The sequence below is a fragment of the Brucella ciceri genome (assembly GCF_041930145.1).
GTDB lineage: Bacteria > Pseudomonadota > Alphaproteobacteria > Rhizobiales > Rhizobiaceae > Brucella > Brucella intermedia.
Window position 1 is genome coordinate 46295 of record NZ_JBHEEV010000004.1, and the last position, 25062, is coordinate 71356.

Below are 25062 nucleotides of genomic sequence, written 5' to 3' on the forward strand. Positions count from 1 at the left end.
TCCTGCCGATCAGAGAAGGCGTTCCTGCAACTGAGCCCGCAATCGGGTTAGAGGGTAACGGATGAGCAAGGCCACCAAAACCGGTTTCATCGGCAAGCGATCCGCTGCTGCGGGTGGATGGGGCGCATTGAAAAGCTGCGGCAAGCAATTGCTCGCCAGCGGCGCTCCACTCTCAGGCGCACGCACGCTTCTCAAGGCAAACCAGCCTGACGGGTTCGATTGCCCCGGTTGCGCCTGGGGCGATCCGGAACATGGCTCTTCGTTTGAGTTTTGCGAGAACGGCGTGAAGGCTGTCGCCTGGGAGGCGACCGACCGGCGCACGACACCGGCCTTTTTCCGCGAACACACGGTTTCCAAGCTTCGTAGCTGGACGGATTACGATCTGGAAAATACCGGTCGCCTGACCCATCCGATGCGTTACAACGCTTCGACCGATCAATATGAAGCCATCGAATGGGACGAGGCTTTCAAGACCATCGGCGATATTCTCAAGAGCTTCGACAGTCCGAACCGCGTCGAGTTCTATACGTCCGGCCGTGCTTCCAACGAGGCTGCGTTCCTCTATCAATTGTTCGTGCGCGCCTACGGCACCAATAATTTCCCCGACTGCTCCAATATGTGCCACGAGGCAAGCGGTGTGGCGCTGAAGCAGTCGGTCGGTGTCGGCAAGGGCACGGTGCTTCTGGAAGATTTCGAAATGGCAGACGCCATTTTCGTCGTCGGTCAGAATCCGGGCACCAATCATCCGCGCATGCTGGGCGATCTGCGCCGTGCGGCTGAACGCGGCGCGCGCATTGTCGTTTTCAATCCGATCCGTGAACGCGGGCTGGAGCGGTTTGCCGATCCGCAGAACAAGCTTGAAATGCTGCATGGCGGCAGCGAAGCCATAGCAAGCGATTATTTCCAGCCGCGTCTTGGCGGCGACCTCGCCGCTTTCCGCGGTATGGCCAAGGCGGTTTTCGCGGCAGACGATGCAGCGCTCGCCGCAGGCAAGCCATCGATTCTCGACAGGGCCTTTCTCAGCACGCATACGGCGGAACTGGAAGCCTATCGTGCGGCTGTCGACGCCACCTCATGGGAGGAGATCGAGGATCAGTCCGGTCTTCTGCGGCAGTCGCTCGAACGCGCGGCGCAGATCTACATGCAATCCGAACGGGTCATCTGCACCTGGGCGATGGGCATCACCCAGCACCGCCATTCGGTTATCACGATCCGGGAAATCACCAATTTCATGCTGCTGCGCGGCAATATCGGCAGGCCGGGCGCGGGCCTCTGTCCGGTGCGCGGCCACTCCAACGTGCAGGGCGACCGCACCGTTGGCATCAACGAGCGGCCTCCGGTCGCGTTTCTCGATGCGCTGGAAAAGGAGTTCGGCTTCAACGTTCCGCGCGAGCCGGGGCATAATGTTCTGGGTGCCATCGGCGCGATGCTCGACGGATCGGCTCAGGCCTTTATCGGCCTTGGCGGCAATTTTGCACGGGCGACGCCGGACAGCCCGCTCATCTCGAAAGCGCTCTCCAGCCAGCGCATGACGGTCCATATCGCAACCAAGCTCAATCATTCGCATCTGGTGCCGGGGCAGGATTCCTTCATCCTGCCGTGCCTCGGACGCACTGAAATCGATCTCAACTCCAAGGGTGTTGCGCAGATCGTGACGGTGGAGGATTCCATGAGCATGGTGCACGGCTCGGGCGGCATCAATGCGCCTGCATCTGCTCATCTGCGCTCGGAAGTGGCGATCATTGCAGGCATGGCTCAGGCGACGCTTGGGCCGCAGCCGGTCAATTGGCTGGAACTTGCCGACGATTATGATCTCATCCGCGACCGTATTGCCCGCGTATTGCCAGACTTTTACGACTTCAACAAGCGCGTGCGGGTACCGCGCGGCTTCCATTTGCGCAACTCCGCCCGGGAACTGGAATGGAACACGACGAAGGGCAAGGCCACGTTTTGGGCCGGCGCCCTGCCGGAATCCGTGGAGCACCAGCAAGCGCGCGGCACGCCCGGACGCTATGTATTGCAGACATTCCGCAGCCACGACCAGTATAACACCACCATCTACGGCATGGATGATCGCTATCGCGGTGTCTATGGCGAACGGCAGGTCGTCTTCATGAATGCCGACGACATGGCCGATCTCGGCGTCGAGGCCGGCGACCGGGCTGATATTATTGGCGAGTTCGATGACGGCGTGGAGCGGATTGCACGCGATTTCCGCTTCGTGCCCTACGATATTCCGCGCGGCTGCATTGCAGGCTACTACCCGGAAATGAACGTGCTGGTGCCGCTCGCCAGTTCCGGTGATGAAAGCTACACGCCGACCTCAAAGTCGGTGATTGTTTCGTTCCGTCCCCTGAAGTCGGCTGCCGCATGATGGATGAGAGCGAGGCGGAATATATGGCGTTCGTCGATGCTCTTATGGCTGCGTCCGGCAATCTTACCACGCTCGGTGCCGGGATTGTGGCTGGGCTGGCGCTGGATATCGCCTCAGACAGCCGAACCTTTGCGCGGTTGCTGGGCGTTGCCCATGCTCTCGTGCTCCGGGAAATTTCAGTGCTCGGGCAGGACCATGGTTATGTGCGGATCAGGCAGCGCGATCCGCGCACGCAGCGCACACGTTATGAATTGAACGCTGCCGGGCAAAGGCTTGTCCGGGAGGTGCAAGGGTAGGAGGCAATCGCCGGTATTCCCGGAACATTTCTTCAAACTCTGCTCGTACCTACATTTTTACTTATAAATTTTCTGATGAAAGGCAAAAGCCGCCCAATTGTTTGGTGTAAACATTTCCGAAGAGATTTTGACAGCGAGAAATATGAAACCATATCTTTTACGACGCCGCTTTCGCGTGCGTGGCTTTCGTTGCACTCTCAAACGAACCGAACCAGCGAGATTCGTGTAAATGGCAGTAAATTCATTTGTTTACGGTTTGCGGAATAGAGGAGGGCGCGTTGTGAACCGGCACGTTTTTCCCCGTTTCGGGATGGCCGCCATAATTCTTGCCTGCATGGGGCTGCTTGTGCCGGGCGCAACGTTTCAGGCGCGGGCGGATGAACTCAATGTCGTCCCGGTGGCGGCGGTCAAAGCGGTCGCCAGTGATTATCAGCCAAAGCTGACATTATCCGGGTCGATAGCGGCGCGATCGCTTGTCAATGTATCGTTCCGGCTGAACGGTCAGGTCGTTCAGCGTCTGGTCGAAGTCGGCCAGCATGTGGAAAAGGGACAGCCCCTCGCCAGTATCGACGATGTCGAACAGCAGGCTAATCTGCGCGTTGCGCAAGCCTCCAAGGATGCCGCGCAGGCGCAGCTGGTGCAGGCGGAAGCCAACTTTGCGCGACAGAAGGCCTTGCTGTCGCAAGGGTTTACGACGCGCAGCACCTATGATCAGGCAACCCAGAACCTTCAGACGACGCAAAGCGCCCTTGCCAGTGCGGAAAGCCAGCTCAACAACGCGCGCGACGAACTGTCCTACACCGAGTTGCAGGCGCCTGTTTCAGGCGTGATCACTGCGCGCAATGTAGAGGCCGGTCAGGTGGTGCAGGCGGCGCAGACGGCGTTTTCGATTGCCGAGGACGGTCCGCGCGATGCGGTCTTCGACGTGCAGGAAACGCTGGTCAACCATGCCAAGATCGGGATGGGTGTAACGATCTCCCTTCTCTCCGATGCTTCGATAAGCGCCGAAGGAAAGATCCGCGAAATTTCGCCGGTGGTCGATGCGCAGACCGGCACTGTGCGGGTCAAGGTCGGGATAGCTCAAACCCCGCACCAGATGGCGCTGGGCGCCACGGTGACGGGCACGGTTCATATGGAAAGTGTGAAGGTCGTCGTTCTGCCATGGAGCGCGATGACTTCGGATGCCGGACGCACGGCTGTCTGGAGGCTCTCCAAGGATTCGAAAGTGGCAACGCTGGTCCCGATCAAAGTGCTCGCCTACGAAAAAGGCCGGTTACTCGTTGAGAGCGGGCTACAGGAAGGCGAGCTGATCGTCACCAAGGGCGCGCAGATGCTGCGCTCCGGCGAACCGGCCGAGATCATGCCGGAACAGGAAGGGCTCGTTGCACAATGAAAACGGCAATCCAGTTTCCCACGATCCGCGCGGCGGGTTATGTCGCCCTGCTTGGCGCGGCGGTTCTGCTTAGCGCCTGTGGCAAGGAAGAAGACAAGCAGGCGGATTCGGACGTCGCGCGTCCGGTTCTTTACATGGTGGTCGAGCCCAAGCCTGTAACGCAGACGGGCTTTGCCGGTACGATCGAGCCTCGTTATTCCACCGATCTTGCCTTTCGTGTGCTGGGCCGGATCATCAATCGGCCTGTTCAGGTGGGCGATCTTGTAAAGAAGGACGAGATGGTGGCCATGCTCGATCCTGCCAATCTCGATCTTGCCGTCCAGTCCGCACGGGCCGATCTGGCGAGCGCGGAAGCACAGTTTGCCAACGCCTCGGCAAGCGAGGAGCGCCAGCGTATCCTGCTGAAGGGCAATAATGTTTCCCAGGCCGATTATGATGCGGCAAGGCAGGCGCGGGACAGCGCTCACGCAGGGCTCGAGAAGGCCCGGGCGGGTCTGAAAAAGGCGCAGGATCAGCGCAGCTATGCCGTGTTGCGCCCGGATTACGATGGCGTCATTTCCGCAACGAGCGCCGAAGTGGGGCAGGTCGTCGCCGCGGGACAAACCGTGATGACGGTCGCACGTCCGGATGTTCGAGAAGCGGTCCTCGATATTCCCGACAGCATGACGCAATATTTTGAAAGGGACACGCCATTCAATGTGCAGCTTCAGGCCGACCCGACTGTCACCGGAAAGGGGACCGTGCGTGAGGTCGCCCCGCAGGCGGACGCCCAGACGCGCACGCGGCGCGTGCGCATTGCCCTCGACAATCCGCCCGACGGCTTTCGCCTCGGCGCGACGATCCGGGCGGCGATGGCTGCACCCGAACAGAACCTGGTAACGATCCCGATCCAATCCTTGCACGAAGAAAACGGCAAGACCGGAATCTGGGTCATCGACCCCAGCAAACAGACGGTTTCCCTTCACGACGTGCAGGTTATCGAGCGGCGCGGCGGCAGTTTTGTCGCCGAGGGTGTCGATATCGGAAGCTACGTTGCGATTGCCGGTGTGAATGAGTTGAAGGAAGGACAGAAAGTCCGCCTGGACGCGAAAGGAACGGGTCTGTGAAGAAAGGATTCAATCTGTCTGACTGGGCTCTGAACCATCGGTCCCTGGTCTGGTACTTCATGCTCGTCTTTCTAGTCGCGGGCTTTATTTCCTATATCGATCTCGGCCGGGAGGAAGACCCGGAATTTACCGTCAAGACGATGGTCGTGCAGGCCAACTGGCCCGGAGCCTCCGTTGAGGAAACGCTCAATCAGGTTACGGACCGGCTGGAAAAGAAGCTAGAGGAACTCGATACGCTCGACTATACCCGCAGCATAACGACGGCGGGTAAATCGGTCGTTTTCGTATTTTTGAAAGATACCGCGCGCGCCGAACAGGTCAAAAAATCATGGACCGAGGTGCGTCACTTTCTGAACGACATTCAGAACACGCTGCCTCAAGGCGTTCTCGGGCCATATTTCAACGACCAGTTCGGCGATGTTTACGGCAATGTCTTTGCCTTCACGTCGGATGGTCTTTCGATGCGGCAGCTGCGGGACTATGCCGAAAGCACGCGGGCGAAAATTCTCACCTTGCCGAATGCAGGCAAGGTCGAGCTGATCGGCGCGCAGGACGAGGCGATCTATCTGGAATTCTCCACACGTCAGGTTGCGGCGCTCGGACTGGACCAGCAGGCAATCCTGCAAGCGTTGCAGGACCAGAACGCCATCACGCCTTCCGGTGTCGTGGAAGCCGGTCCGGAACGCATCAGCGTGCGTGTCAGCGGGCAATTCACGTCGGAAGCCGACCTGCGCGCGGTGAATTTGCGCGTCAATGATCGCTTCTTCCGCCTTTCCGATGTGGCGACCATCACGCGTGGCTATGTCGATCCGCCGACATCGATTTTCCGGGTGAACGGGCAGGACGCCATCGGCCTTGGCATCGGCATGAAGCCGAACGGCAATCTGCTGGAATTTGGTGCGGCGCTTGACAAGATGATGAGCCAGGTGACGCAGGAACTTCCCGTTGGCGTGAATGTCTTCAAGGTCGCGGATCAGCCCGAAGTCGTCAAGGATGCGGTTTCCGGCTTTACCAGAGCGCTGTTCGAGGCTGTCGTCATCGTTCTGGCGGTGAGCTTCGTCAGCCTGGGCGTTCGAGCGGGCTTTGTCGTTTCGCTGTCGATCCCGCTGGTGCTGGCGATCACCTTCCTGGCAATGTCGCTGCTGGATATTTCGCTGCAGCGCGTGTCACTCGGTGCGCTGATCATTGCGCTCGGCCTTCTGGTCGATGATGCGATGATCGCGGTGGAAATGATGGTCGCGCGGCTGGAGGCAGGCGATCCGATCAACAAGGCGGCGACCTACGTTTATACCAGTACAGCTTTCCCGATGCTCACGGGCACGCTTGTGACCATTGCCGGCTTCATACCGATCGGGCTCAATAGCAGCCAGGCCGGTGAGTACACGTTCACATTGTTCGTGGTGATTGCGGTTTCGCTGATTGTCTCGTGGATCGTGGCAGTGCTGTTTGCGCCTTTGCTGGGGGTCACCTTCCTGCCGAAGAAAATGAAGGCGCATGAAGAAAAGCGAAGCCGCTTCTTCGAAATATTCTCGCAGGTCCTGCTCGCGGCCATGCGGCATAAATGGATCACGATCATCGCGACCATCGCACTTTTTGCCGTGTCGGTTTTCGGGATGGGCTTCATCGAACGGCAGTTCTTCCCGCAGTCGGACCGCCCGGAACTGGTGCTCGACTGGACGCTGCCGCAGAACAGTTCCATCACCGACACCAGAGCGCAGATGGAAAAGTTCGAAGCGACGATGCTCAGGGATAATCCCGATGTGGATCACTGGAGCACCTATATCGGGCAAGGGGCTATCCGCTTCATCCTATCCTTCGATGTGCAGCCGGCGAACCCCTATTTCGGGCAGATGGTCGTCGTTGCCAAGGACATTGAAGCGCGCGACAGGCTCCGCGACAAGTTCAACGAGGTGCTGCGCAAGGACTATGTCGGTACGGACGTCTATGTGAAATATCTGGAGCTTGGACCGCCGGTAGGGCGTCCGGTGCAGTATCGCATTTCGGGACCGGACATCCAGAAGCTGCGGGGTGTCGCGCAGGATTTTGCCGGTATCCTGAGTGCGGACAAGCGGCTCGGCGTCGTCAACTACAACTGGAACGAGCCTGGCCGGGTCATTCGCGTCGATGTGATGCAGGACAAGGCGAGAAAGCTCGGCATTTCGTCGAAGGATATTGCAACGACCCTCAACGGTATCGTTGGCGGGATCACGATCACGCAGGTGCGGGATTCCATCTACCTGATCAACGTGATCGCACGGGCGCAGAAGCAGGAACGGGATTCGATCGATACGCTCCAGAGCCTCCAGATCGCAACCGGCAACGGGACTTCGGTGCCCTTGGCGGCGATTGCGAATTTCCGGTATGAGCTGGAGCAGCCGGTTATCTATCGTCGGTCGCGTATTCCCACCATCACGGTTGCCGCCGGCATCATCGACAAGACGATGCCTGATACGATCGTCAAGGATCTGGAACCAGCCATCAAGACCTTCGCCGACAAGCTGCCAGCGGGATATGATGTCCAGACGGCAGGTACGGTGGAGGAAAGCGGCAAGAGCCAGGGACCAATTGCGGCGGTCGTTCCGCTGATGCTGTTCGTCATGGCAACCGTCCTGATGATCCAGTTGCAGAGCTTTCAGCGGCTGTTCCTTGTGGTGGCTGTGGCACCGCTCGGGTTGATCGGCGTCGTTGCCGCTTTGCTGCCAAGCGGCAAGCCGCTCGGTTTCGTGGCGATCCTCGGCGTGTTGGCGCTGGTCGGCATTCTCATCCGGAACTCGGTCATCCTCATCGTGCAGATCGAGGAGCATATCATCGAGGGCATGCACCCATGGGATGCAGTGACACAGGCGAGCCAGCACCGAATGCGCCCCATTGCCCTGACGGCGGCGGCAGCAAGCCTGGCGCTGATCCCCATCGCGCGTGAAGTGTTCTGGGGACCGATGGCCTATGCCATGATGGGTGGCATCATCGCTGGCACGGCAATCACGCTCCTCTTCCTGCCCGCTCTCTATGTCGCCTGGTTCCGGATCAAGGAGCCGGAACGCAACGGCGATGCGCCACCAGCCGAGGCACATACTGCTTCGCCATCGCACTAACAGAAAAGCCCGGTTACGACCGGGCTTTTTTCATGAGATTGTCACTTGCCATTGGTTCTATATAGGTTCTATTATGTAAGTTATGAATAGAACCACATTGATCACGGCGATTGAAGAGCGCGGCCTGCATGATCCGCAGCTTACGGGACCGCTTTACCGGAACCTCGCACGCATTCTCGGTGAGTTGATCGAGGAAGGGGAGCTTGCGCCCGCCGTCGGGTTACCGCCGGAGCGCGATCTGGCGGAGCAGCTTGGCGTCGGCCGTATCACCGTTCGCAATGCCTATAAGGAATTGCTGACACAGGGCGTGGTGGAAGCGCGGCGCGGCAGCGGCACCTTCGTCGCGGAGCGCCCGGCACGCATCAGCCAGCATCTGTGGCGCCTGACTTCGTTTTCCGAGGACATGCTGTCGCGCGGCAAGGAGCCGGGCGCGCGCGTCGTCACCAACAAGGTCGACAGGCCATCGCCGGACGAAGCTTTCCGGCTGGGGGTCGGTGTCGATACGACCGTGGTGCGGCTTGACCGCCTGCGTCTCGCCGACGGAGTGCCGATGGCTTTTGAACGCGCGGTGGTTCCACGCCATTTTCTGGATCAGGACCGCGTCGATGAAACCTCGCTTTATGGCGCTCTGGCGCGGCGCGGCCACAAGCCGGTACGCGCCTTGCAACGCCTGACGGCGGTCACGCTCGATCCCGGCATAGCCCGCCTGCTTGGCGTGCATCGGGGCGCGCCCGCACTGCTTATCGAGCGCGTCTCGCATCTCGAAGACGACCGGATCGTCGAATATACCCGTTCGCATTATCGCGCCGATGCCTATGACTTCGTCGCGGAACTGAAAATTGGAGAATGACCATGAACAGCCCTTCCTCCCTGATGCTGCAGGAAACCGAACAGTCGCCAGCCGTCGTCGCCGGTCTGCTTGAGAAGGAGGCAGGCACGTTCGCGGAAATCGCGCGCATCTTCCAGAAGAGCGAACCTGCCGTCATCACCACCGCCGCACGCGGTTCGTCCGACCACGCGGCAACATTCTTCAAATATCTGATGGAAATCACGATGGGCATTCCCGTCGCGTCCATCGGGCCATCGGTGGCATCGGTCTATGGTTCCAAGCTGAAGCTCAAGAACGGCCTGCATTTCACCGTTTCGCAATCGGGTGCCAGCCCCGATATTGTTGCGGCGCAGGAAGCCGCCAAAAAAGGTGGTGCAACGACAATCGCCGTCGTGAACGTCGTCGATAGTCCGCTTGGTAACGCTGCCGACGTCGTGCTGGCGCTCCATGCCGCTGAAGAAAAAAGCGTTGCCGCAACCAAGTCGTTCATCGCCGCGGTCGCCGCGCTTTCGGGCGTCGTTGCTTCGGCCAGCGGTGACGCAAGCCTGCAAGCCGGACTGCAACGCCTGCCGGACGCGCTTGCTGCAACACGGCCCGATGGCCGCGAGGCAGTAGAAAACCTTCTGTTCAATGCGCGTTCGCTTTATACCGGCGGTCGCGGCACGGCCTTTGCGATTGCACTCGAAGCTGCGCTGAAGGCAAAGGAAACCGCGAATATCCATGCCGAAGCTTTCTCTCTGGCCGAACTGATGCATGGTCCGATGCGTCTGGTGGAGGAGGGCTTCCCGATCGTTTCCTTCCTGCCACGCGACGAAGCCTTTGACACCAACATGCAGGCGCTCAAGCGGCTGCACTCGTTCGGGGCGAGCATCGTATCGCTATCCGATGCGGAAACGCCGGGCTTCCGGTTGCCATCGGCGAGCACGGGTAACGCGCATCTCGATCCGCTGGTTTCCCTCATCAATTATTACCGCGTCATTGAAGCGGTCACGCGCCGCAAGGGGTTCGATCCTGACAAGCCGCGCAATCTCAACAAGGTTACGGTGACGGTATGACGAAAAAATCAGCAATAGCAGGGGCGCGTGTCTTCGACGGCGAGCGCTTTCACGATCAGAGCGCGCTGGTGTTCGGCGATGGCCGGATCGAAGCCATTGTGCCGGAAGCATCGCTCGGCGAGGCCCATGAGGTCGAGCGTCTGAATGGCGGCATTCTGGCTCCCGGCTTCATCGATGCGCAGGTGAATGGCGGCGGCGGGCGCATGCTGAACGATCAGCCAACGCCCGAAACCATGTTCACGATTGCCAAGGGGCATCGCAAATATGGAACGACGAGCCTTTTGCCCACGCTGATTACCGATACGACGCCGGTTCGCGACCGCGCCATCGAAGCGGCGATTGAAGCGGTCAAGGCGGACAAGGGCGTTGCCGCCCTGCATCTTGAGGGGCCGCATCTGGCGCCTGCACGGAAAGGCGCGCATCTGGCGGAACTGATGCGTCCCGTCAATGATGCCGATATTGCGCTCTATATCCATACGGCAAAGCAGATCGGCACCTTGCTTGTCACGCTTGCTGCCGAGCAGGTTACGCCGGACCAGGTGCGCCGGTTAAGCGATGGCGGTGTCGTCGTCAGCATCGGCCACAGCGACACTACAGCGGAAGAGGCGTTCAAGCGCTTCGATGCCGGTGCGCGCAGTGTCACCCATCTTTTCAACGCCATGAGCCAGATCGGTCACCGGGCGCCGGGGCTTGCAGGCGCGGCGCTCGATCATCCCGACATCTGGTGCGGCATCGTTGCCGATGGCCACCATGTCGATCCGATGGCGCTGCGGCTTGCGCTCAGGGCAAAGCGCGGCGACGCGCATCTGTTTTTCGTGACGGATGCCATGGCTCTGGTGGGTTCGGACTCTGAAAGCTTCGAAATCAACGGGCGCGCCGTCCGTCGTGTGCCGGGCGGCATCTGCTCCAAGCTCGTGCTGGCGGATGGCACCATTGCCGGTTCGGATCTCGACATGGCGTCGGCTGTTCGTTTCGGCGTGGCCGAGCTGGAACTCACGCTGGCCGAGGCGCTGCGCATGGCGAGCCACTATCCCGCGCGCTATCTGCGTCTTGATGATCGCGGTACATTCCGACCCGGCATGCGAATGGATGCGGTCCATCTTGATGACGGATTGTTTGCGAAAGCCACGTGGCTTTCGGGTGAAAAGCAGATCGCGGGGTAAGGCCGATGACCGAAATCACCGATCGTTATTTCAATGATCTGATCGCCCGGCTCTCCGGCCTGCGCGATCGCCTTGCCGACCCGATGGCCAAGGCGGCTGAACTCATCGCCGCTGCGGCCAAGGCGGATCGGCGCGTTTATGTGTTCGGCACCGGCCATTCGCATATGATGGCAGAAGAACTGCATTATCGTGCAGGCGGACTGGCAATCACCGTGCCCATTCTTTGCGGGGCGATCATGCTGCAGGACGGGGCAGTGGCAAGCTCGCATTTCGAGCGGATCGAAGGAGCGGTGCTGCCAATTCTCGAACGCTATGGCATTCGTGAAGGCGACGTGCTGATCGTCGTGTCGAATTCCGGCGTCAATGCCGCTCCCATCGAGGCAGCACGTTTTGCGCGTGAGAAGGGCGCTGCCGTTATTGCGGTCACCTCCGTCACCTATTCCAACGCCATCGCCAAGGGGTGCACGCAATTGCTTTCTCTGGCCGATGTCGTTCTGGACAATGACGCGCCTGCGGGGGATGCGGTGCTGGAAGTGGAAGGCAGTGCGCTGAAAGTCGGCCCGGTTTCAACCGCGCTTGGCGTGACCATTCTCAATGCCGTTTTTGCCGATGTGGCGGCAAGGCTGGTGGGCGAGGGCGACGCCCCGATTTATCTCAGCGCCAACATGCCGGGCTCGGGCGATGTGAACCGCTCGCTGGTTGCCCGCTATCGTAATCGCAACCCGCATCTTTGATGCTGGTCCGCATCCCGGAACGCGGGATGCGGCTCGAAACAAAATTGGACAATCTTTCTTCCAAAGTCGCTTGATAGCGCAATCCCGTCAGTGCATTACGCATTCTGGCATGGCCGGGGCCGCTTCGTGGATTAGGTTCGCGATGTGGTCGCCCTGGCTTGCGCCTTCGAAAATTTGAGGAAGTCCGATGCATAATTTCGTCCTGACCGTCACCTGCAAGTCCACCCGTGGTATCGTTGCCGCGATTTCGGGTTATCTTGCCGGCAAGGGTTGCAACATCATCGATAGCGCCCAGTTCGACGATCTGGACACCGGTCGCTTCTTCATGCGCGTCAGCTTTATTTCCGAAGAAGGCGTAGCGCTCGACGTGCTGCGTGAGGGCTTTGCGTCCGTGGCGGCACCTTTCGACATGAATTTCGAGTTCCATGACAATGCCCACCGCACCAAGACATTGCTGATGGTTTCGCGTTTCGGCCATTGCCTGAACGATCTTCTCTATCGCTGGAAGATCGGCGCACTGCCGATCGATATTGTCGGCGTGGTCTCCAACCATTTCGATTATCAGAAGGTTGTCGTCAATCACGACATTCCGTTCCATCACATCGCCGTAACCAAGGCCAACAAGCCGGAAGCCGAGCAGCGCCTTCTGGATATCGTGGAAGATACAGGCACCGAACTGGTGGTGCTTGCGCGTTACATGCAGGTTCTGTCCGACCAGCTTTGCCAGAAGATGTCGGGCCGGATCATCAATATCCACCACTCGTTCCTGCCGTCCTTCAAGGGCGCAAATCCTTACAAGCAGGCTTATGAGCGTGGCGTGAAGCTGATTGGCGCGACCGCGCATTATGTGACGGCTGATCTTGATGAAGGCCCGATCATCGAGCAGGATGTGGCGCGCATCACGCACGCACAGAGCGCCGCCGACTATGTGTCGATTGGCCGTGACGTGGAAGCGCAGGTTCTGGCGCGAGCCGTTCACGCGCATATCCATCACCGCTCATTCCTCAACGGCAATCGCACAGTTGTATTCCCTGCTTCTCCCGGTTCCTTCGCCTCCGAACGCATGGGCTGATATTGCGGTTCTGACGGCGTGTCTTTTTTGCGCATGATCCCAAAAAGTCTGCAACTTTTTGGGATCATGCGTTTGCGCTTCCGGCGCTCACGTACTCAAGTACGCTGCGCGCCGGTTCTCAAAAGCCACGATTTTCGGCATGTCATAACCACAATCTCCGCTAATCGCCAATCCCGCTCCCAAAACAACGATGCGGTTTTCGGGATGCGCCCTAAAGATTAACGGCTGAACTGACGGAATGTAATTTTTGGATAGAGTTCTGGCAAATGACGCTTGATGGTGTCGCGATATGTTTGCGGTGCCGGAGATGCCAGAATGACAGCGCGCCTCTTACTCGTGGAAATGATGTTGAGGACTCCCGCATCCACGATCTCCCCTTTTTTCACCGAAATTGTGCCGTCAATCGCCAATGGAACAAGCGCTTTCTTTCTCCCGAGCCCAAAGAAGCCACTGCTGCTGGCTTCAAGCACGCTTCGATGATTCGAATCCCAGCTACAGATGACGCGAGCTATGCCATAATCGCCGGGTGCAATCGGCTGGAATGATACGCGAATATCCTGGCTGTCTATTACGTCGAAGACACCGGGAATGTTCAGGGTGGCCATTCTGAGGGTGATCTTGCCAATATCCGCCAAGGAGTAATTTTGTCCGATACTGGTGATATTACGCGGCACTAACTGGCCGTTCTCTACTGCTTGCAATTGAATATTCGCCTGATGGCATATTTTGCCGTTAATAGTCACGCGGGCGACGATTGCAGCACCTTTTGTAGCGACATAGCCCTCTGTCTTGCGAGCATTGTCGATCGCACTTTTGTTAAGCGCCGTAGGATCGGAGCTTGTATTGCAAGCGGTCAAAATAAGAGAGCCTACCAGCAGACTGAGCAGGCGATATGAAGTCGATTTAAACATGTTGCCCCAAAATAACTATGAAAAACATGTTTCGTTTATTCAGACATGGCGGGCTGCTGCAATGTAACTTTTGGCTATTATCAACAGTATGAGCGATTGGTTATATTCCGATGCAAAAAACCCCGCCGAAGCGGGGTTTTCTTTTGATCCTGAACCAGACCGATCAGTCGATGTCGAAGGAAACGCCCTGGGCCAGCGGCAGAGCCTTCGAGTAGTTGATGGTGTTGGTTGCGCGGCGCATATAGGCCTTCCACGCGTCCGAACCCGATTCACGACCGCCGCCGGTTTCCTTTTCGCCGCCGAATGCGCCGCCGATTTCCGCACCAGACGTGCCGATGTTGACGTTGGCGATGCCGCAATCCGAACCTTCAGCCGAAAGGAAGCGCTCTGCTTCCTGCAGGTTGAGCGTGAAGATCGATGACGACAGGCCTGCGCCCACAGCATTGTGACTCGCCAGAACATCGTCAAAGTCGGAATACTTCATGACGTAGAGGATCGGGGCGAAGGTTTCTTCGAGAACCGGGCCTTCCTGCTTCGGCATTTCGACAATGGCCGGACGCACATAGTAAGCGTTTTCATGGCCAGCATCGACGCGTTCGCCGCCCTGTACCTTGCCGCCGTGAGCAGCCGCTTCCTTGAGCGCCTTCTGCATGTTGTCGAAAGCAACCTTGTCGATCAGCGGACCGACCAGAGCGCTGGTTTCAAGCGGGGAACCAACGGTGACGCTGGCATATGCCTTCTGCAGACGCGGGACGAGGGCGTCGTAAACGCTTTCATGCACGAAGAGACGGCGCAGCGTGGTGCAGCGCTGGCCAGCGGTGCCCATTGCGCCGAAAGCGATTGCGCGCAGCGCCATGTCGAGATCGGCCGACGGGCAGACGATGCCGGCATTGTTGCCGCCGAGTTCGAGAATTGCGCGAGCAAAACGCTTGGCAAGGCGCGGACCGACTTCGCGGCCCATGCGGGTCGAGCCGGTTGCCGAAACGACCGGGACCTTCGGGCTGTCGACGAGGACTTCACCGATTTCACGATCACCGAGCAGAAGCTGGGAGATGCCTTCCGGCGCGTCGCCAAAACGCTTCAGAGCACGCTTGAAGATCGCATCGCAGGCAAGAGCGGTCAGAAGGGTCTTTTCAGACGGCTTCCAGACGACCGAGTTGCCGCAGACGATTGCAAGAGCGGCGTTCCACGACCAGACGGCGACGGGGAAGTTGAAGGCAGAGATAACGCCGACGACACCGAGCGGATGCCAGGTTTCCATCATGCGATGGCCAGCGCGTTCGGTTGCGATGGTGAGACCGTAGAGCTGGCGCGACAGGCCGACCGCGAAATCGCAGATGTCGATCATTTCCTGCACTTCGCCAAGGCCTTCAGACGGGATCTTGCCAGCTTCGAGCGAAACGAGACGGCCAAGATCTTCCTTGGAAGCACGCAGCTCTTCACCGAGCAGGCGGATCAGCTCGCCGCGCTTTGGGGCTGGAACGTTGCGCCAGGCGCGGAAGGCTTCGTCGGCCTTGTCGATGATCTTGACGGCGTCTTCCTTGCTGTGGGTCTTGACCGCAGCAATCTGTTCGCCCGAAACAGGGCTGAAACCGGCAAGGTTGCCACCGGTATAGGCGGATGCATCCACGCCGATTTTGGAAAGCAGATCGGCGGCTTCCTTCTTCACGTCGATTTTTCTAACAGCGGTGTTCATGGCTTTCCTCTCTGTATGAGTTGTTTGCGCATAATCCTGTCCGAGAAGTTTGCAACTTTTCGGGGTTATGCGTTTATTCCGCCGCTTCGAGGCCCTTCAGGCCTGCTCGAACGGCTTCGATGGATTCGCGTTCGATGCGGGCATAGTGCTCGAATTCATTAAGCACTTTCGCGCCCAGATCATCCTCGAAACGCTTCTGGTTGGGGCTTTCAACAAAATCCTGCGTTTCGTCGTCACCCAGATTGGACTGGAATATACCGGCAGCACTGACCGGCAGGAAGTCTTCATAGATGATCGGGTCGAACTGAACCGCGCCTGCTTCAATCAGAACCTCGATATCGGTATCCGGCTTGAAAGCTGCAAGACGTGCCGCATCCTTGACCGAATAGGCGAAGTAGCCGAGGCCCTCCTCACGCACGCCAGCCCATGTATCGGGGAAGGCCGCGAAAGTATCGCTCAGCGCCTTCACATATTCAGCCGCATTCGAGCCGTCCGGGGCAGGGCGGGCAATAGCGCGGGTGTCGTTGAGAAGCTTGTCGTAAAGCGCACGACCCTTTGGCGTGAGCGCCACGCCGCGCTGTTCGATCTCGCCGAAACGGGCGGTATGCGAGCCCGGTGTCCAGGTTCCGTCCGGGTTGACGAAGGATACTTCTTCTTCCAGCGCCTTGAAAGAGGTCTGGCGCAGGAGGATCGGGCACTTGCGGGTTGGCGGGCCTTCAACAACGGCTTTCGGGTTGATGCCGCGTTCCGGCATCTGGGCCTGCACGGCGTCGATGTCGAGCGTGCGCGGCGTCAGGTGGTTGATATGCGGACCCTTGAAGGACACGACATCGGCAATGAGGCGATGTGCATCATGCAGGCGATGATAAAGTTCGGCGCTGACATTGGCGTGATCGTGCCAGCGGAAGGTTTCCAGCACTTCAGCGACGAAGGCCTTGGCATCTTCATCGTTGAGGCCGCCTTCAGCTTCCGCCTTTTTTACAAGCGCGATGGCGCCAGCGGTGAAGATGTTGCGCTTGGAGAGAACTTCCTCCGATTCAGCGCGCAGCTTTTCATCGGCGATGAGGTCAAGGCGCAGAAGCGAGGTGAAGACGCGGAACGGGTTGTGTTTCAGGGCGGCATCGGCGACCGGGCGGAAGGCTGTCGAATGGACCGGAACGCCAGCGGCGCTCAGATCGTAATAGCCGACCGGGAACATACCCATGACCGCGAACACACGGCGCATCATGGAAAGTTCGGCAGCAGTGCCGAGACGGATTGCGCCGTGGCGCTCTTCCGAGATGCGCTCAAGCGAATCTGTTTCCGTCAGGCGTTCATGCAGATGGCTGTCATCCGCCAGCACCTTGGCGTTCACATCGGCAACGAGTTCCATCAATGTGCCATAAGCAGGCACTTCCTGCTTGTACATGGCAGACATCGCAGCCGAGAAGGCGGAACGAATGGCGTCCGGCGAAACGAATTTCTGGTCTTTCATGGCGAAAATTTCCGTCGAGTGGGGCATCTTCGGGTGACGCATGTCTTGTTTGGGAGGATCATGCATGGATTATGATGAAAATGTATCATATAGACCGTTTTGCGGTTATGCTTGCGACGAAAGCAACTATGTTAATGCGAGAATGGAATGAAGCTGAGCAGAAGACTGATCCCGGACATCGCCACGCTGCAAGCCTTTGAATGTGCTGCCCGTCACGGAAGTTTCACCCAGGCTGCGCATGAGCTCAATCTCACCCAAAGCGCTGTCAGCCGTCAGATCAAGGATCTCGAAAGCCAGCTCGGCGTGCTGCTGTTCGAGCGCATTCGCCAGCGCATTCTGCTTTCCGATGCCGGCCGCAAGTTTCTGCCGGAAGTGCGGCGTCTTCTCAACCAGACAGAGGATACGATGTTGCGCGCCATGGCTTCGGCGCAGTCCACCTCTTCTTTCAGTGTGGCGACCCTGCCGACATTCGGCACGCGCTGGCTGATGCCGCGCATTCCTGATTTCGTGGAGAAGCATCCGGGGATCGCGTTGAATGTAGCGTCGCGTTCCGGCGTTTTCGACTTCGAGGAACAGCCCTTCGATCTGGCCATCCATTACGGGCAGCCGGTATGGGCCCACGCCACCTGCACTTTCCTGTGTAGTGAGGTTATTGTGCCGGTTGCTTGTCCAAGCCTGTTGAAGGCACGTCATCCGTCCGCTCCGGAAGAACTTGAAAACGAGCCTCTGCTGCATCTTGCGACACGGCCCAAAATGTGGGCGCAATGGTTTGAAAGCTGCGGCGTGGAAGGACAGTCGGCCTATCGCGGCCACCGTTTCGACCAGTTCTCTATGGTTATAGGTGCGGCATTGGCCGGGCTGGGTTTCGCGCTTCTGCCGCTTTATTTGATAGAGCAGGAATTGCGCAGCGGTGAACTGGTCATGCTTTTCGAGAAGCCGATGCGGACCGAGAATGAATATTATCTCGTTGTCCCGGAAGGAAAACTGGAAAACCCGCTGACGCAGGTCTTCTGCCAGTGGATTGCCGGACAGGTTGGAAATACGGATTATTCGATGCTGGTTCATTCCAAACCGGAATGAATTGTTGCGCAAATAACGCTGTCCAAGTGGCTTTCGCGGCGTGAAATAGAAACAACCGGGCAGGGTGCCCGTATTCCACGAGAGCGGTCGATCATGAAAAAGACCGGGAACCGCTCTAACTGTTTGTTTTTACGCATTTCCGAACGCAAAACCGCTTCACACTTTTGCTGGAAATGCTCGGTATGAAATGGTTGTCTCAATGCTGAACGATCCGCGCTCCCATGGTCTTTGGGAAAAGACCGCCCCTGCCGCTCCCAAGACGACTGCGCTGCAAGGTGATCTGACTGCGGACGTGGTGATTGTGGGCGGCGGCTTCACCGGCCTGTCGACGGCCTTGCATCTGGCCGAAAAAGGCACGCGGGCCATCGTGCTTGAAGGCGTCGAGATCGGATACGGCGGTTCGGGACGCAATGTCGGTTTGGTGAACGCGGGCATGTGGGTCATGCCGGATGATCTGCCCGGCGTGCTTGGCCAGAAATATGGCGACCGTCTGCTCGATGTCCTCGGCAATGCGCCGAAGCTGGTTTTTGAGATTATCGAGAAACACAAGATTGCCTGTGAAGTCGAGAAGCAGGGCACTCTTCATTGCGCCGTCGGCAAGAAGGGTCTGAAAGAACTTGAAGATCGTTATGAGCAGTGGGCGCGTCGTGGCGCGAATGTGAAGCTGCTCGATGCGAGAGAAACCGAAGCCAAGGTCGGCACGAAAGCCTATGCCGGGTCGCTGCTCGATCTGCGCGCCGGTACGATCCAGCCGCTGGCCTATGTGCGCGGGCTTGCCCATGCCGCTGTCGCCGCTGGCGCGACCATCTTTACCGGAAGCCCCGTGACCGGCGCTGAGGAAAAGAACGGCAAATGGGTGGTCAAGACCGCCAAGGGTTCCGTGACGGCCAACTGGGTCGTGGTGGCAACCAACGCCTATACCAATGCGCCGTGGGCGGAAGTTCGCGCCGAACTTGTTCATCTGCCATATTTCAACATGGCTACAAAGCCGCTGTCGGACAATCTCAAGAAGAGCATTCTGCCGGAGCGTCAGGGTGTATGGGATACGAAGGAAGTGCTTTCGTCCTTCCGTTTTGACAGCCAAGGCCGCCTGGTGTTCGGCAGCGTCGGTGCGCTGCGCAACACGGGTGCTGCCGTGCACAAGGCATGGGCCAAGAAGTCGTTGAAGCGACTGTTCCCGCAGATCGGCGAAGTCGAGTTCGAAGCCGAATGGTATGGCAAGATCGGCATGACCGATGACAGCCTGCCGAAATTCCATCGCCTGGCGCGCAATGTCGTCGGGTTCTCCGGTTATAATGGCCGCGGCATCGCGCCGGGTACAGTCTTCGGAAAACTGCTTTCGCAACTCGTTTCAGGCGAGATCAAGGAAGACGATCTGCCGCTGCCGGTCAGCGATCCGAAGGAACAGAATTTCCGTGGTCTGCGTGAAGCCTATTACGAGGCTGGCGCACAGATTGCGCATGTCGCCGAGATCGTTATCTGATCTGCCGACCGGTTCACCGGGGATAGGTTTGCGGCTGTCATAAAACCGCAGTGCAATTCCTCTAATGCCATCCGCATCTCTCCAAATCAGGAGAAACGGATGGCTGTTCGGCAACTGCCTCAATGCCTTACAAGCCTTCCGATGGAATGATTCCGCCGGAAGGCTTTTGCTTTTCCGGTTTCACGTTGCAGGATGTTTGACAGGTGCACCATGAATGGAAATGATCGTGCCTATCGCCATGGCAGTATCTGCGCGTTATCACTTCGCACGCGTCAGGATCGCACCGGCATCGCTGGTCATGCTGGCGAACATTACACAGAAATTCGAGGAGCGAATCCCATGAACAAGATGCTGAAGCGGGCCGCTGTCGTACCTGCGCTTCTTGCTCTTTCCATCGCCGTGGCGCAGGCCGATACGCTGACGCTTTATACCTCGCAGCCGGAAGCGGATGCGACCAAGACGGTTGAAGCGTTCCGCAAGGCCAATCCCGATACGGATGTGCAGATTTTCCGCTCGGGCACGAGCGAACTCCTCACCAAGCTTGCTGCCGAATTTGCGGCTGGCGCTCCGCAGCCCGACGTTCTTCTCATTGCCGATGCGGTGACGATGGAAGGCCTCAAGAAGGACAAGCGGCTGCTCGCCTATCCGGAGGCCAAGGTCGATGGCTTTGCCGCAGATAGCTATGACGCCGACAAGACTTATTTCGGTTCCAAACTGATCACCACCGGCATAGCTTACAACACAGGCGCGTCACAGAAGCCTGAACATTGGGCCGATCTTGCCAAGGCCGACTACAAGGGTCAGGTTGTCATGCCGAGCCCGCTTTACTCCGGCGCTGCCGCCTATCTGCTGAGCGGCTTCGCGCTCAACAAGGATCTGGGCTGGGATTACTTCAAGAACCTCAAGGCCAACGAACTGGCGAGCGTCAAAGGCAATGGCGCAGTGCTGAAGTCTGTCGCCAGCGGCGAAAAGCCATACGGTATCCTGGTGGACTTCATGGCGCTCAACGCCAAGGCCAAGGGTTCGCCGGTTGAGTTCGTATTCCCGTCGGAAGGCGTGCCCGCGGTGACCGAACCGGTCGCGATCATGGCAACCGCCAAGAACGTCGACGGCGCGAAGAAGTTCGTGGACTTCATCCTGTCGGATGACGGCCAGAAGCTGGCGCTCGAGCAGGGTTATCTGCCTGCCAAGGAAGGTGTTGGCCGTCCTGCCTGGCTGCCGGAAGGCACCAAGATCAACATCATGTCTATCGACACCCAGAAGGTTCTCGATCAGACTGATGTCGACAAGAAGCAGTTCTCCGAGCTGTTTGGCGGATAAGGCATCTCGATGCGCATCATGAGAGACCTTCAGGGCCGCGATGCGGCCCTGATTGCTGGCATAACACTGATCGTGGCGGTTCTGTCGCTTCTGCCGATGGGCAGGCTGCTGGTCGAACTGGTCGCGCCGCAGGGGCAGCTTTCGACTTCGGCGCTGGTGGAGACACTCGGAAGCCAGTCGACCTGGGTTGCGACATGGCATTCGTTGCAGATCGGCATTGGCGGGACCCTGCTGGCGCTGGTGTTCGGCATTGTCGCGGCATTGCTCGTCGGGCTGACAAACATGCGCGGCCGCAATGTCTTCGTGCTTTTCTATGTCACTCCACTTTTGATCGCTCCGCAGGTAACGGCGCTGGCTTGGCTCCAGCTTTTCGGGCCATCAAGCCAGTTCCTCAAGATTGTGGGGATGGCGCCGCCGCTTGGCAGCCGGAATCCGCTCTATTCCGTCTGGGGCATCATCTTTTTGCTGGGCGTTCAATACGGCCCGCTGGTTTTCCTGATCGTGCGCGCAGGTTTGCGCAAACTGCCACGCGAACTGGTGGAAGCGGGACTTAGCGCCGGTGCCGGAAAATGGACCGTGTTACGCACCATCATCCTGCCGCTGATGACGCCGTCGATTATCGGTGCTGCCGCGCTGGCCTTCGTTTCCTGCGTGGGGAATTTCGGCATTCCGGCATTTCTCGGCATACCGTCGAATTATCTGGTTTTGCCGACGCTGATTTATCAGCGTCTTGCGGGCGGCGGACCGTCTGTGCTTTCGGGCGTCGCCGTGTTGTCCGTGCTGATCGGCCTGATTGCCATGGCTGGCATTGCTGCGCAGGAATATGCGTCCCGCAGACGTGATTTCCGCATTGTCTCGACGTCTCTGCCAGCCGCTCCCTTTGCGCTTGGCCGCTGGCGCGTGCCGGTGGAAGCCTCCGCCTGGCTGCTGATCGTGGTCGTACTCTTCCTGCCGCTGATCGGGCTCACGCTTTCCGCTCTGGTTCCGGCTTACGGCGTGCCGCTGACCTTTGCGACCGCGACAGTCGAAAATTTCCGCTTCGTCCTTATGGAACATGCCGGTGCCGCGCGCGCGTTTCGCAATAGTGTGGTCCTGTCACTGTCGGCAGCGTTCTTCGCTGTCCTGATCGCCGTTCCGCTTGCCTATATGCTGGCATGGCGCAAGCGTCGCTGGACGCCGATCCTCAATTTTGCAGCCGAAATGCCGTATGCCCTGCCGGGCGTGGTGCTGGCGATTGCCTGTCTGCTTCTGTTTTTGAAACCGCTGCCGGTGATTGGCGTCAGTCTTTACAACACGCTCTGGATCATCCTGTTTGCCTATCTCGCGCGCTTCTTCGTGCTGGCTCTGCGGCCGACGGTCGCCGGGTTGCATCAGATCGACCGTGCGATGGAGGAGGCCGCGCGTGTTGCAGGCGCGGGGCTTTTCTATCGCCTGCGGACCATTATATTTCCCCTCGTCGCACCGGCGACGCTTGCGGGCGGCGTGCTCATCTTCATGACCGCTTTCTGTGAGTTGACGGTTTCAGCGCTTCTCTGGGCGTCGGGATCGGAAACGCTGGGCGTGGTGATGTTTTCTTTCGAACAGGCGGGCGATTCCGCCTATGCAGCAGCCATCTCCATGCTGGCTGTTGCGGTGACATTCATGCTGATGCTTGCAACCAATCTGTTTGCGCGGCGTCTTCCAAACGGAGTGCTGCCATGGCGCGACTGAAAATCGCTTCTGTTTCCAAGACCTTCAATGAGTTTCAGGCCTTGTCCGGCGTGTCTCTCGATGTGAAGGATGGCGAGTTTGTTGCCATCCTCGGACCCTCGGGCTGCGGCAAGACCACGCTTCTTCGCATGATCGCGGGATTTGAAGATGTCGATGGCGGTGAAATCCACATTGGTGACAGCCGCGTTTCTCATATTGGCGGTAGCGTGCCGCCCGAAAAGCGGCAGGTCGGTATCGTCTTTCAGAACTATGCGCTCTGGCCGCATATGACCGTGGCCGAGAATGTCGGTTACAGTCTGCGGGTGGCAAAGGTTGCCAGGGCCGAGCGCGAACGCCGAGTTAACGAGGCGCTGGCGCTCGTTGATCTCGCCGGTTTCGGTGATCGACGCCCAGGTAATCTTTCGGGCGGTCAGCGGCAACGTGTTGCGCTGGCTCGCTGTCTGGTGGCTGCACCGTCTCTCGTCCTTTTCGACGAACCCCTCGCCAATCTCGACGTGCATCTGCGTGCTTCGATGGAAGACGAGTTCGCGGCGTTTCACAAGCGCACGGGTACCACGATCATTTATATCACTCACGATCAGGCTGAGGCCATGGCGCTCGCCGACCGGATTGCGGTGCTGGATCATGGCAGGCTCCAGCAGTTCGACACGCCACGCAAACTGTATGAGGAGCCGGCGAGCGAAATGGTGGCCTCCTTCATCGCCCACGGCATGGTATTACCTGCGGAGGTGCTTTCTTTTGCCGAACGTGGCCATTGCGAGGCGCTGGTGTTGGGCAGCCGCGCACAGGTGCGTTGTTCAGGCACGGAAATGCCACGCGCCAATGCGCAGCTCTGCGTTCGGGCAGAGGACCTGACATTGACCGAAACCGGCGGCATTCCCGTGCGGGTCAAGCGCTCGGTTTATCGGGGCGGCGGTTCGCGCATTGAGGCATCGCCGGTCGCGAAGCCGGATATTCACCTGCATTTCGAGGTGCGCGATCCCGTGCGGCTGGAAGAGGGCGACGAAGTGCGCATCGCCATCCGCAACGGCTGGATCATTCCCACCGCTGACATGCCGGTGAGAAAAGCCTCAACCGGCTTTCCGATAGGTAACAAGATTTAGGATATTCAACTTGTAGTGTAAAATATACTGATATATGCCAGATACGATGTTTCGTGTGGGGGCTCTGGAGAAATATGGGGGCAGGGCGGTTTTCCAATATCGACGGCTTGCGTGCAATCGCGGCTATATCAGTTTTGTTTCATCACATTCTTGGCGACTTTCTCCGAGAGGCGTCAAATCAGAATACGACCCTGATTGGTTCTCTTAACTCAATAATTTCCAGTTTCGATTTTGGCCGTTTTGGCGTTGTATTGTTTTTCCTGATCAGCGGTGTTGTGGTGCCTTTCAGTATCAAGAGCGACCAGCTCCAGCCGATCAGACGATTTGCAATCGGACGTTTTTTCCGTCTTTACCCGGCGTTCTGGCTGTCTTTGATTTTCATGTATGGTTATCTGGTGTTTACAGGCGGTGCCCCTGAACTGAAAACGCTGCTAGCCAATGCGACAATGGCGGCGAATGCATTCGGACAGCCTTGGCTTTCTGGCGTTTACTGGACGCTTTTCATCGAACTAATCTTCTATATCTTGATCGCCGTGGCCTTCATGGCTGGAATTTTGCGCCAACCGATGCTGATCTTGGCTGCCGGATTATTGTTGGCGCTTTCAACGGGTGGACCGTTTCTGCTACGTTCTCTCGGCATCAACCTGCCCGTTGTCTATATCGGGCTTCATCTATCCTTCCTGTTTTGCGGATTGTTGCTTCGTCTTACCGTCATTGAGAAAGAAAGGGGCACCTTATCGGCGGCTCTGGTGCTGATTATTGTACAAATGGGCATCATTGTCTCAATTGGAGACTTTTCCCTCGCTCGAAACGACACGTTTTTCATCGTGGGAAAATTGCCTGTCATTGCATCTTATCTTGCTGCTTATTCCGTCTTTCTTCTGTCACTTTGGACGATGAGACCGCAATCCAAGCTTTTATCCTCGACCGGTGAGATAAGTTATTCGATCTATCTGTTTCACGTTCCGGTCTGCTGGACGATCTACCTGTTCCTGCCGCCGACAGGCGCTATAAGCGATCTTATCACAATGGCATTGTGCGTGATTGCATCCTTCGTGGTTTCGATCTTAACATATCGCTATGTGGAAAAGCCGATGATCGCCGTTGGTCGAAGGATTTCAGGGCAAATCCATCGCCCCTTGCAACCAGCAGCAAGCTGACGGCTTTTACA

The 25062-nt window shown here is 58.2% G+C and carries 20 protein-coding genes; 17 read left to right on the forward strand and 3 right to left on the reverse strand.

The features are described from left to right. Nucleotides 1-61: 61 nt before the first annotated feature. From JNC63_RS08975 to purU, 10 genes are all read left to right on the forward strand, one after another. Complete coding sequence (locus JNC63_RS08975) at nucleotides 62-2374, forward strand: FdhF/YdeP family oxidoreductase (protein WP_063620665.1); 2313 nt, start codon at nucleotides 62-64, stop codon at nucleotides 2372-2374. Continuing rightward, entirely contained in the window at nucleotides 2371-2670 is a 300-nt protein-coding gene (locus JNC63_RS08980; RefSeq protein WP_063620666.1) for a hypothetical protein, read from the forward strand. The genes JNC63_RS08975 and JNC63_RS08980 overlap by 4 nt, the downstream gene beginning before the upstream one ends. Before the next feature lie 229 nt (nucleotides 2671-2899). Next, nucleotides 2900-4063, forward strand: coding sequence for an efflux RND transporter periplasmic adaptor subunit (locus JNC63_RS08985; protein ID WP_063620667.1), 1164 nt, complete (start codon nucleotides 2900-2902; stop codon nucleotides 4061-4063). Continuing rightward, nucleotides 4060-5169 carry an efflux RND transporter periplasmic adaptor subunit gene (locus JNC63_RS08990; protein WP_063620668.1) on the forward strand — a complete coding sequence of 370 codons (1110 nt, stop codon included), beginning with the start codon at nucleotides 4060-4062 and terminating at the stop codon, nucleotides 5167-5169. Before JNC63_RS08985 ends, JNC63_RS08990 begins: the two co-directional genes overlap by 4 nt. Continuing rightward, complete coding sequence (locus JNC63_RS08995) at nucleotides 5166-8261, forward strand: efflux RND transporter permease subunit (protein WP_063620669.1); 3096 nt, start codon at nucleotides 5166-5168, stop codon at nucleotides 8259-8261. The genes JNC63_RS08990 and JNC63_RS08995 overlap by 4 nt, the downstream gene beginning before the upstream one ends. An 82-nt stretch (nucleotides 8262-8343) precedes the next feature. After that, the gene (locus JNC63_RS09000) at nucleotides 8344-9111 is read left to right on the forward strand and encodes a GntR family transcriptional regulator (RefSeq protein WP_006467481.1); all 768 of its coding nucleotides are present in this window, start codon (nucleotides 8344-8346) and stop codon (nucleotides 9109-9111) included. Between the two features lie 2 nt (nucleotides 9112-9113). Further along, complete coding sequence (locus tag JNC63_RS09005; protein WP_025090564.1) at nucleotides 9114-10145, forward strand: SIS domain-containing protein; 1032 nt, start codon at nucleotides 9114-9116, stop codon at nucleotides 10143-10145. After that, the gene (gene nagA / locus JNC63_RS09010) at nucleotides 10142-11308 is read left to right on the forward strand and encodes an N-acetylglucosamine-6-phosphate deacetylase (protein ID WP_063620670.1); all 1167 of its coding nucleotides are present in this window, start codon (nucleotides 10142-10144) and stop codon (nucleotides 11306-11308) included. Before JNC63_RS09005 ends, nagA begins: the two co-directional genes overlap by 4 nt. Nucleotides 11309-11313: 5 nt before the next feature. Continuing rightward, entirely contained in the window at nucleotides 11314-12042 is a 729-nt protein-coding gene (locus JNC63_RS09015) for an SIS domain-containing protein (protein WP_025090562.1), read from the forward strand. Between the two features lie 187 nt (nucleotides 12043-12229). Then, nucleotides 12230-13114 (forward strand): formyltetrahydrofolate deformylase, encoded by an 885-nt coding sequence (gene purU / locus JNC63_RS09020; protein WP_006467477.1) that lies wholly within the window; start codon nucleotides 12230-12232, stop codon nucleotides 13112-13114. 218 nt (nucleotides 13115-13332) lie between these two features. Here purU and JNC63_RS09025 read toward each other — a convergent pair whose 3' ends face one another. The 3 genes from JNC63_RS09025 to hglS form a co-directional block, all read right to left on the reverse strand. Then, nucleotides 13333-14025, reverse strand: a complete 693-nt coding sequence (locus JNC63_RS09025) for a hypothetical protein (protein ID WP_063620671.1) — start codon at nucleotides 14023-14025, stop codon at nucleotides 13333-13335. A gap of 163 nt (nucleotides 14026-14188) precedes the next feature. Continuing rightward, complete coding sequence (amaB, locus tag JNC63_RS09030) at nucleotides 14189-15721, reverse strand: L-piperidine-6-carboxylate dehydrogenase (protein ID WP_063620672.1); 1533 nt, start codon at nucleotides 15719-15721, stop codon at nucleotides 14189-14191. Nucleotides 15722-15794: 73 nt separating this feature from the next. Further along, nucleotides 15795-17195: a 2-oxoadipate dioxygenase/decarboxylase HglS gene (gene hglS / locus JNC63_RS09035; protein ID WP_063620673.1), complete on the reverse strand. Its 1401-nt coding sequence runs from the start codon at nucleotides 17193-17195 to the stop codon at nucleotides 15795-15797. Nucleotides 17196-17342: 147 nt separating this feature from the next. Here hglS and JNC63_RS09040 point away from each other — a divergent pair, with 147 nt between their 5' ends. The 7 genes from JNC63_RS09040 (at nucleotide 17343) to JNC63_RS09070 (ending at nucleotide 25051) form a co-directional block, all read left to right on the forward strand. After that, complete coding sequence (locus JNC63_RS09040) at nucleotides 17343-18275, forward strand: LysR family transcriptional regulator (RefSeq protein WP_006467474.1); 933 nt, start codon at nucleotides 17343-17345, stop codon at nucleotides 18273-18275. 199 nt (nucleotides 18276-18474) lie between these two features. Further along, nucleotides 18475-19758, forward strand: a complete 1284-nt coding sequence (locus tag JNC63_RS09045) for an NAD(P)/FAD-dependent oxidoreductase (protein ID WP_025090559.1) — start codon at nucleotides 18475-18477, stop codon at nucleotides 19756-19758. A gap of 214 nt (nucleotides 19759-19972) precedes the next feature. Beyond that, a complete protein-coding gene (locus JNC63_RS09050; protein ID WP_021587031.1) occupies nucleotides 19973-20101 on the forward strand; it encodes a hypothetical protein in 129 nt (42 codons plus the stop codon). Beyond that, a complete protein-coding gene (locus tag JNC63_RS09055) occupies nucleotides 20098-21078 on the forward strand; it encodes an ABC transporter substrate-binding protein (RefSeq protein ID WP_063620674.1) in 981 nt (326 codons plus the stop codon). The genes JNC63_RS09050 and JNC63_RS09055 overlap by 4 nt, the downstream gene beginning before the upstream one ends. A 9-nt stretch (nucleotides 21079-21087) precedes the next feature. Continuing rightward, the gene (locus JNC63_RS09060) at nucleotides 21088-22788 is read left to right on the forward strand and encodes an ABC transporter permease (RefSeq protein ID WP_063620675.1); all 1701 of its coding nucleotides are present in this window, start codon (nucleotides 21088-21090) and stop codon (nucleotides 22786-22788) included. Next, complete coding sequence (locus tag JNC63_RS09065; protein ID WP_063620676.1) at nucleotides 22776-23891, forward strand: ABC transporter ATP-binding protein; 1116 nt, start codon at nucleotides 22776-22778, stop codon at nucleotides 23889-23891. Before JNC63_RS09060 ends, JNC63_RS09065 begins: the two co-directional genes overlap by 13 nt. Before the next feature lie 74 nt (nucleotides 23892-23965). Beyond that, nucleotides 23966-25051, forward strand: a complete 1086-nt coding sequence (locus tag JNC63_RS09070; RefSeq protein WP_210272905.1) for an acyltransferase family protein — start codon at nucleotides 23966-23968, stop codon at nucleotides 25049-25051. Nucleotides 25052-25062: the final 11 nt, after the last annotated feature.

Coding starts and splice junctions, on each gene's coding strand:
- JNC63_RS08975 (WP_063620665.1), top strand. CDS start 62: ATGAGCAAGGCCACCAAAACCGGTTTCATCGGCAAGCGATCCGCTGCT.
- JNC63_RS08980 (WP_063620666.1), top strand. CDS start 2,371: ATGATGGATGAGAGCGAGGCGGAATATATGGCGTTCGTCGATGCTCTT.
- JNC63_RS08985 (WP_063620667.1), top strand. CDS start 2,900: ATGGCAGTAAATTCATTTGTTTACGGTTTGCGGAATAGAGGAGGGCGC.
- JNC63_RS08990 (WP_063620668.1), top strand. CDS start 4,060: ATGAAAACGGCAATCCAGTTTCCCACGATCCGCGCGGCGGGTTATGTC.
- JNC63_RS09000 (WP_006467481.1), top strand. CDS start 8,344: ATGAATAGAACCACATTGATCACGGCGATTGAAGAGCGCGGCCTGCAT.
- JNC63_RS09005 (WP_025090564.1), top strand. CDS start 9,114: ATGAACAGCCCTTCCTCCCTGATGCTGCAGGAAACCGAACAGTCGCCA.
- nagA (WP_063620670.1), top strand. CDS start 10,142: ATGACGAAAAAATCAGCAATAGCAGGGGCGCGTGTCTTCGACGGCGAG.
- JNC63_RS09015 (WP_025090562.1), top strand. CDS start 11,314: ATGACCGAAATCACCGATCGTTATTTCAATGATCTGATCGCCCGGCTC.
- purU (WP_006467477.1), top strand. CDS start 12,230: ATGCATAATTTCGTCCTGACCGTCACCTGCAAGTCCACCCGTGGTATC.
- JNC63_RS09025 (WP_063620671.1), bottom strand. CDS start 14,025: ATGTTTAAATCGACTTCATATCGCCTGCTCAGTCTGCTGGTAGGCTCT.
- amaB (WP_063620672.1), bottom strand. CDS start 15,721: ATGAACACCGCTGTTAGAAAAATCGACGTGAAGAAGGAAGCCGCCGAT.
- hglS (WP_063620673.1), bottom strand. CDS start 17,195: ATGAAAGACCAGAAATTCGTTTCGCCGGACGCCATTCGTTCCGCCTTC.
- JNC63_RS09040 (WP_006467474.1), top strand. CDS start 17,343: ATGAAGCTGAGCAGAAGACTGATCCCGGACATCGCCACGCTGCAAGCC.
- JNC63_RS09045 (WP_025090559.1), top strand. CDS start 18,475: ATGCTGAACGATCCGCGCTCCCATGGTCTTTGGGAAAAGACCGCCCCT.
- JNC63_RS09050 (WP_021587031.1), top strand. CDS start 19,973: ATGGAAATGATCGTGCCTATCGCCATGGCAGTATCTGCGCGTTATCAC.
- JNC63_RS09055 (WP_063620674.1), top strand. CDS start 20,098: ATGAACAAGATGCTGAAGCGGGCCGCTGTCGTACCTGCGCTTCTTGCT.
- JNC63_RS09060 (WP_063620675.1), top strand. CDS start 21,088: ATGCGCATCATGAGAGACCTTCAGGGCCGCGATGCGGCCCTGATTGCT.
- JNC63_RS09065 (WP_063620676.1), top strand. CDS start 22,776: ATGGCGCGACTGAAAATCGCTTCTGTTTCCAAGACCTTCAATGAGTTT.
- JNC63_RS09070 (WP_210272905.1), top strand. CDS start 23,966: ATGGGGGCAGGGCGGTTTTCCAATATCGACGGCTTGCGTGCAATCGCG.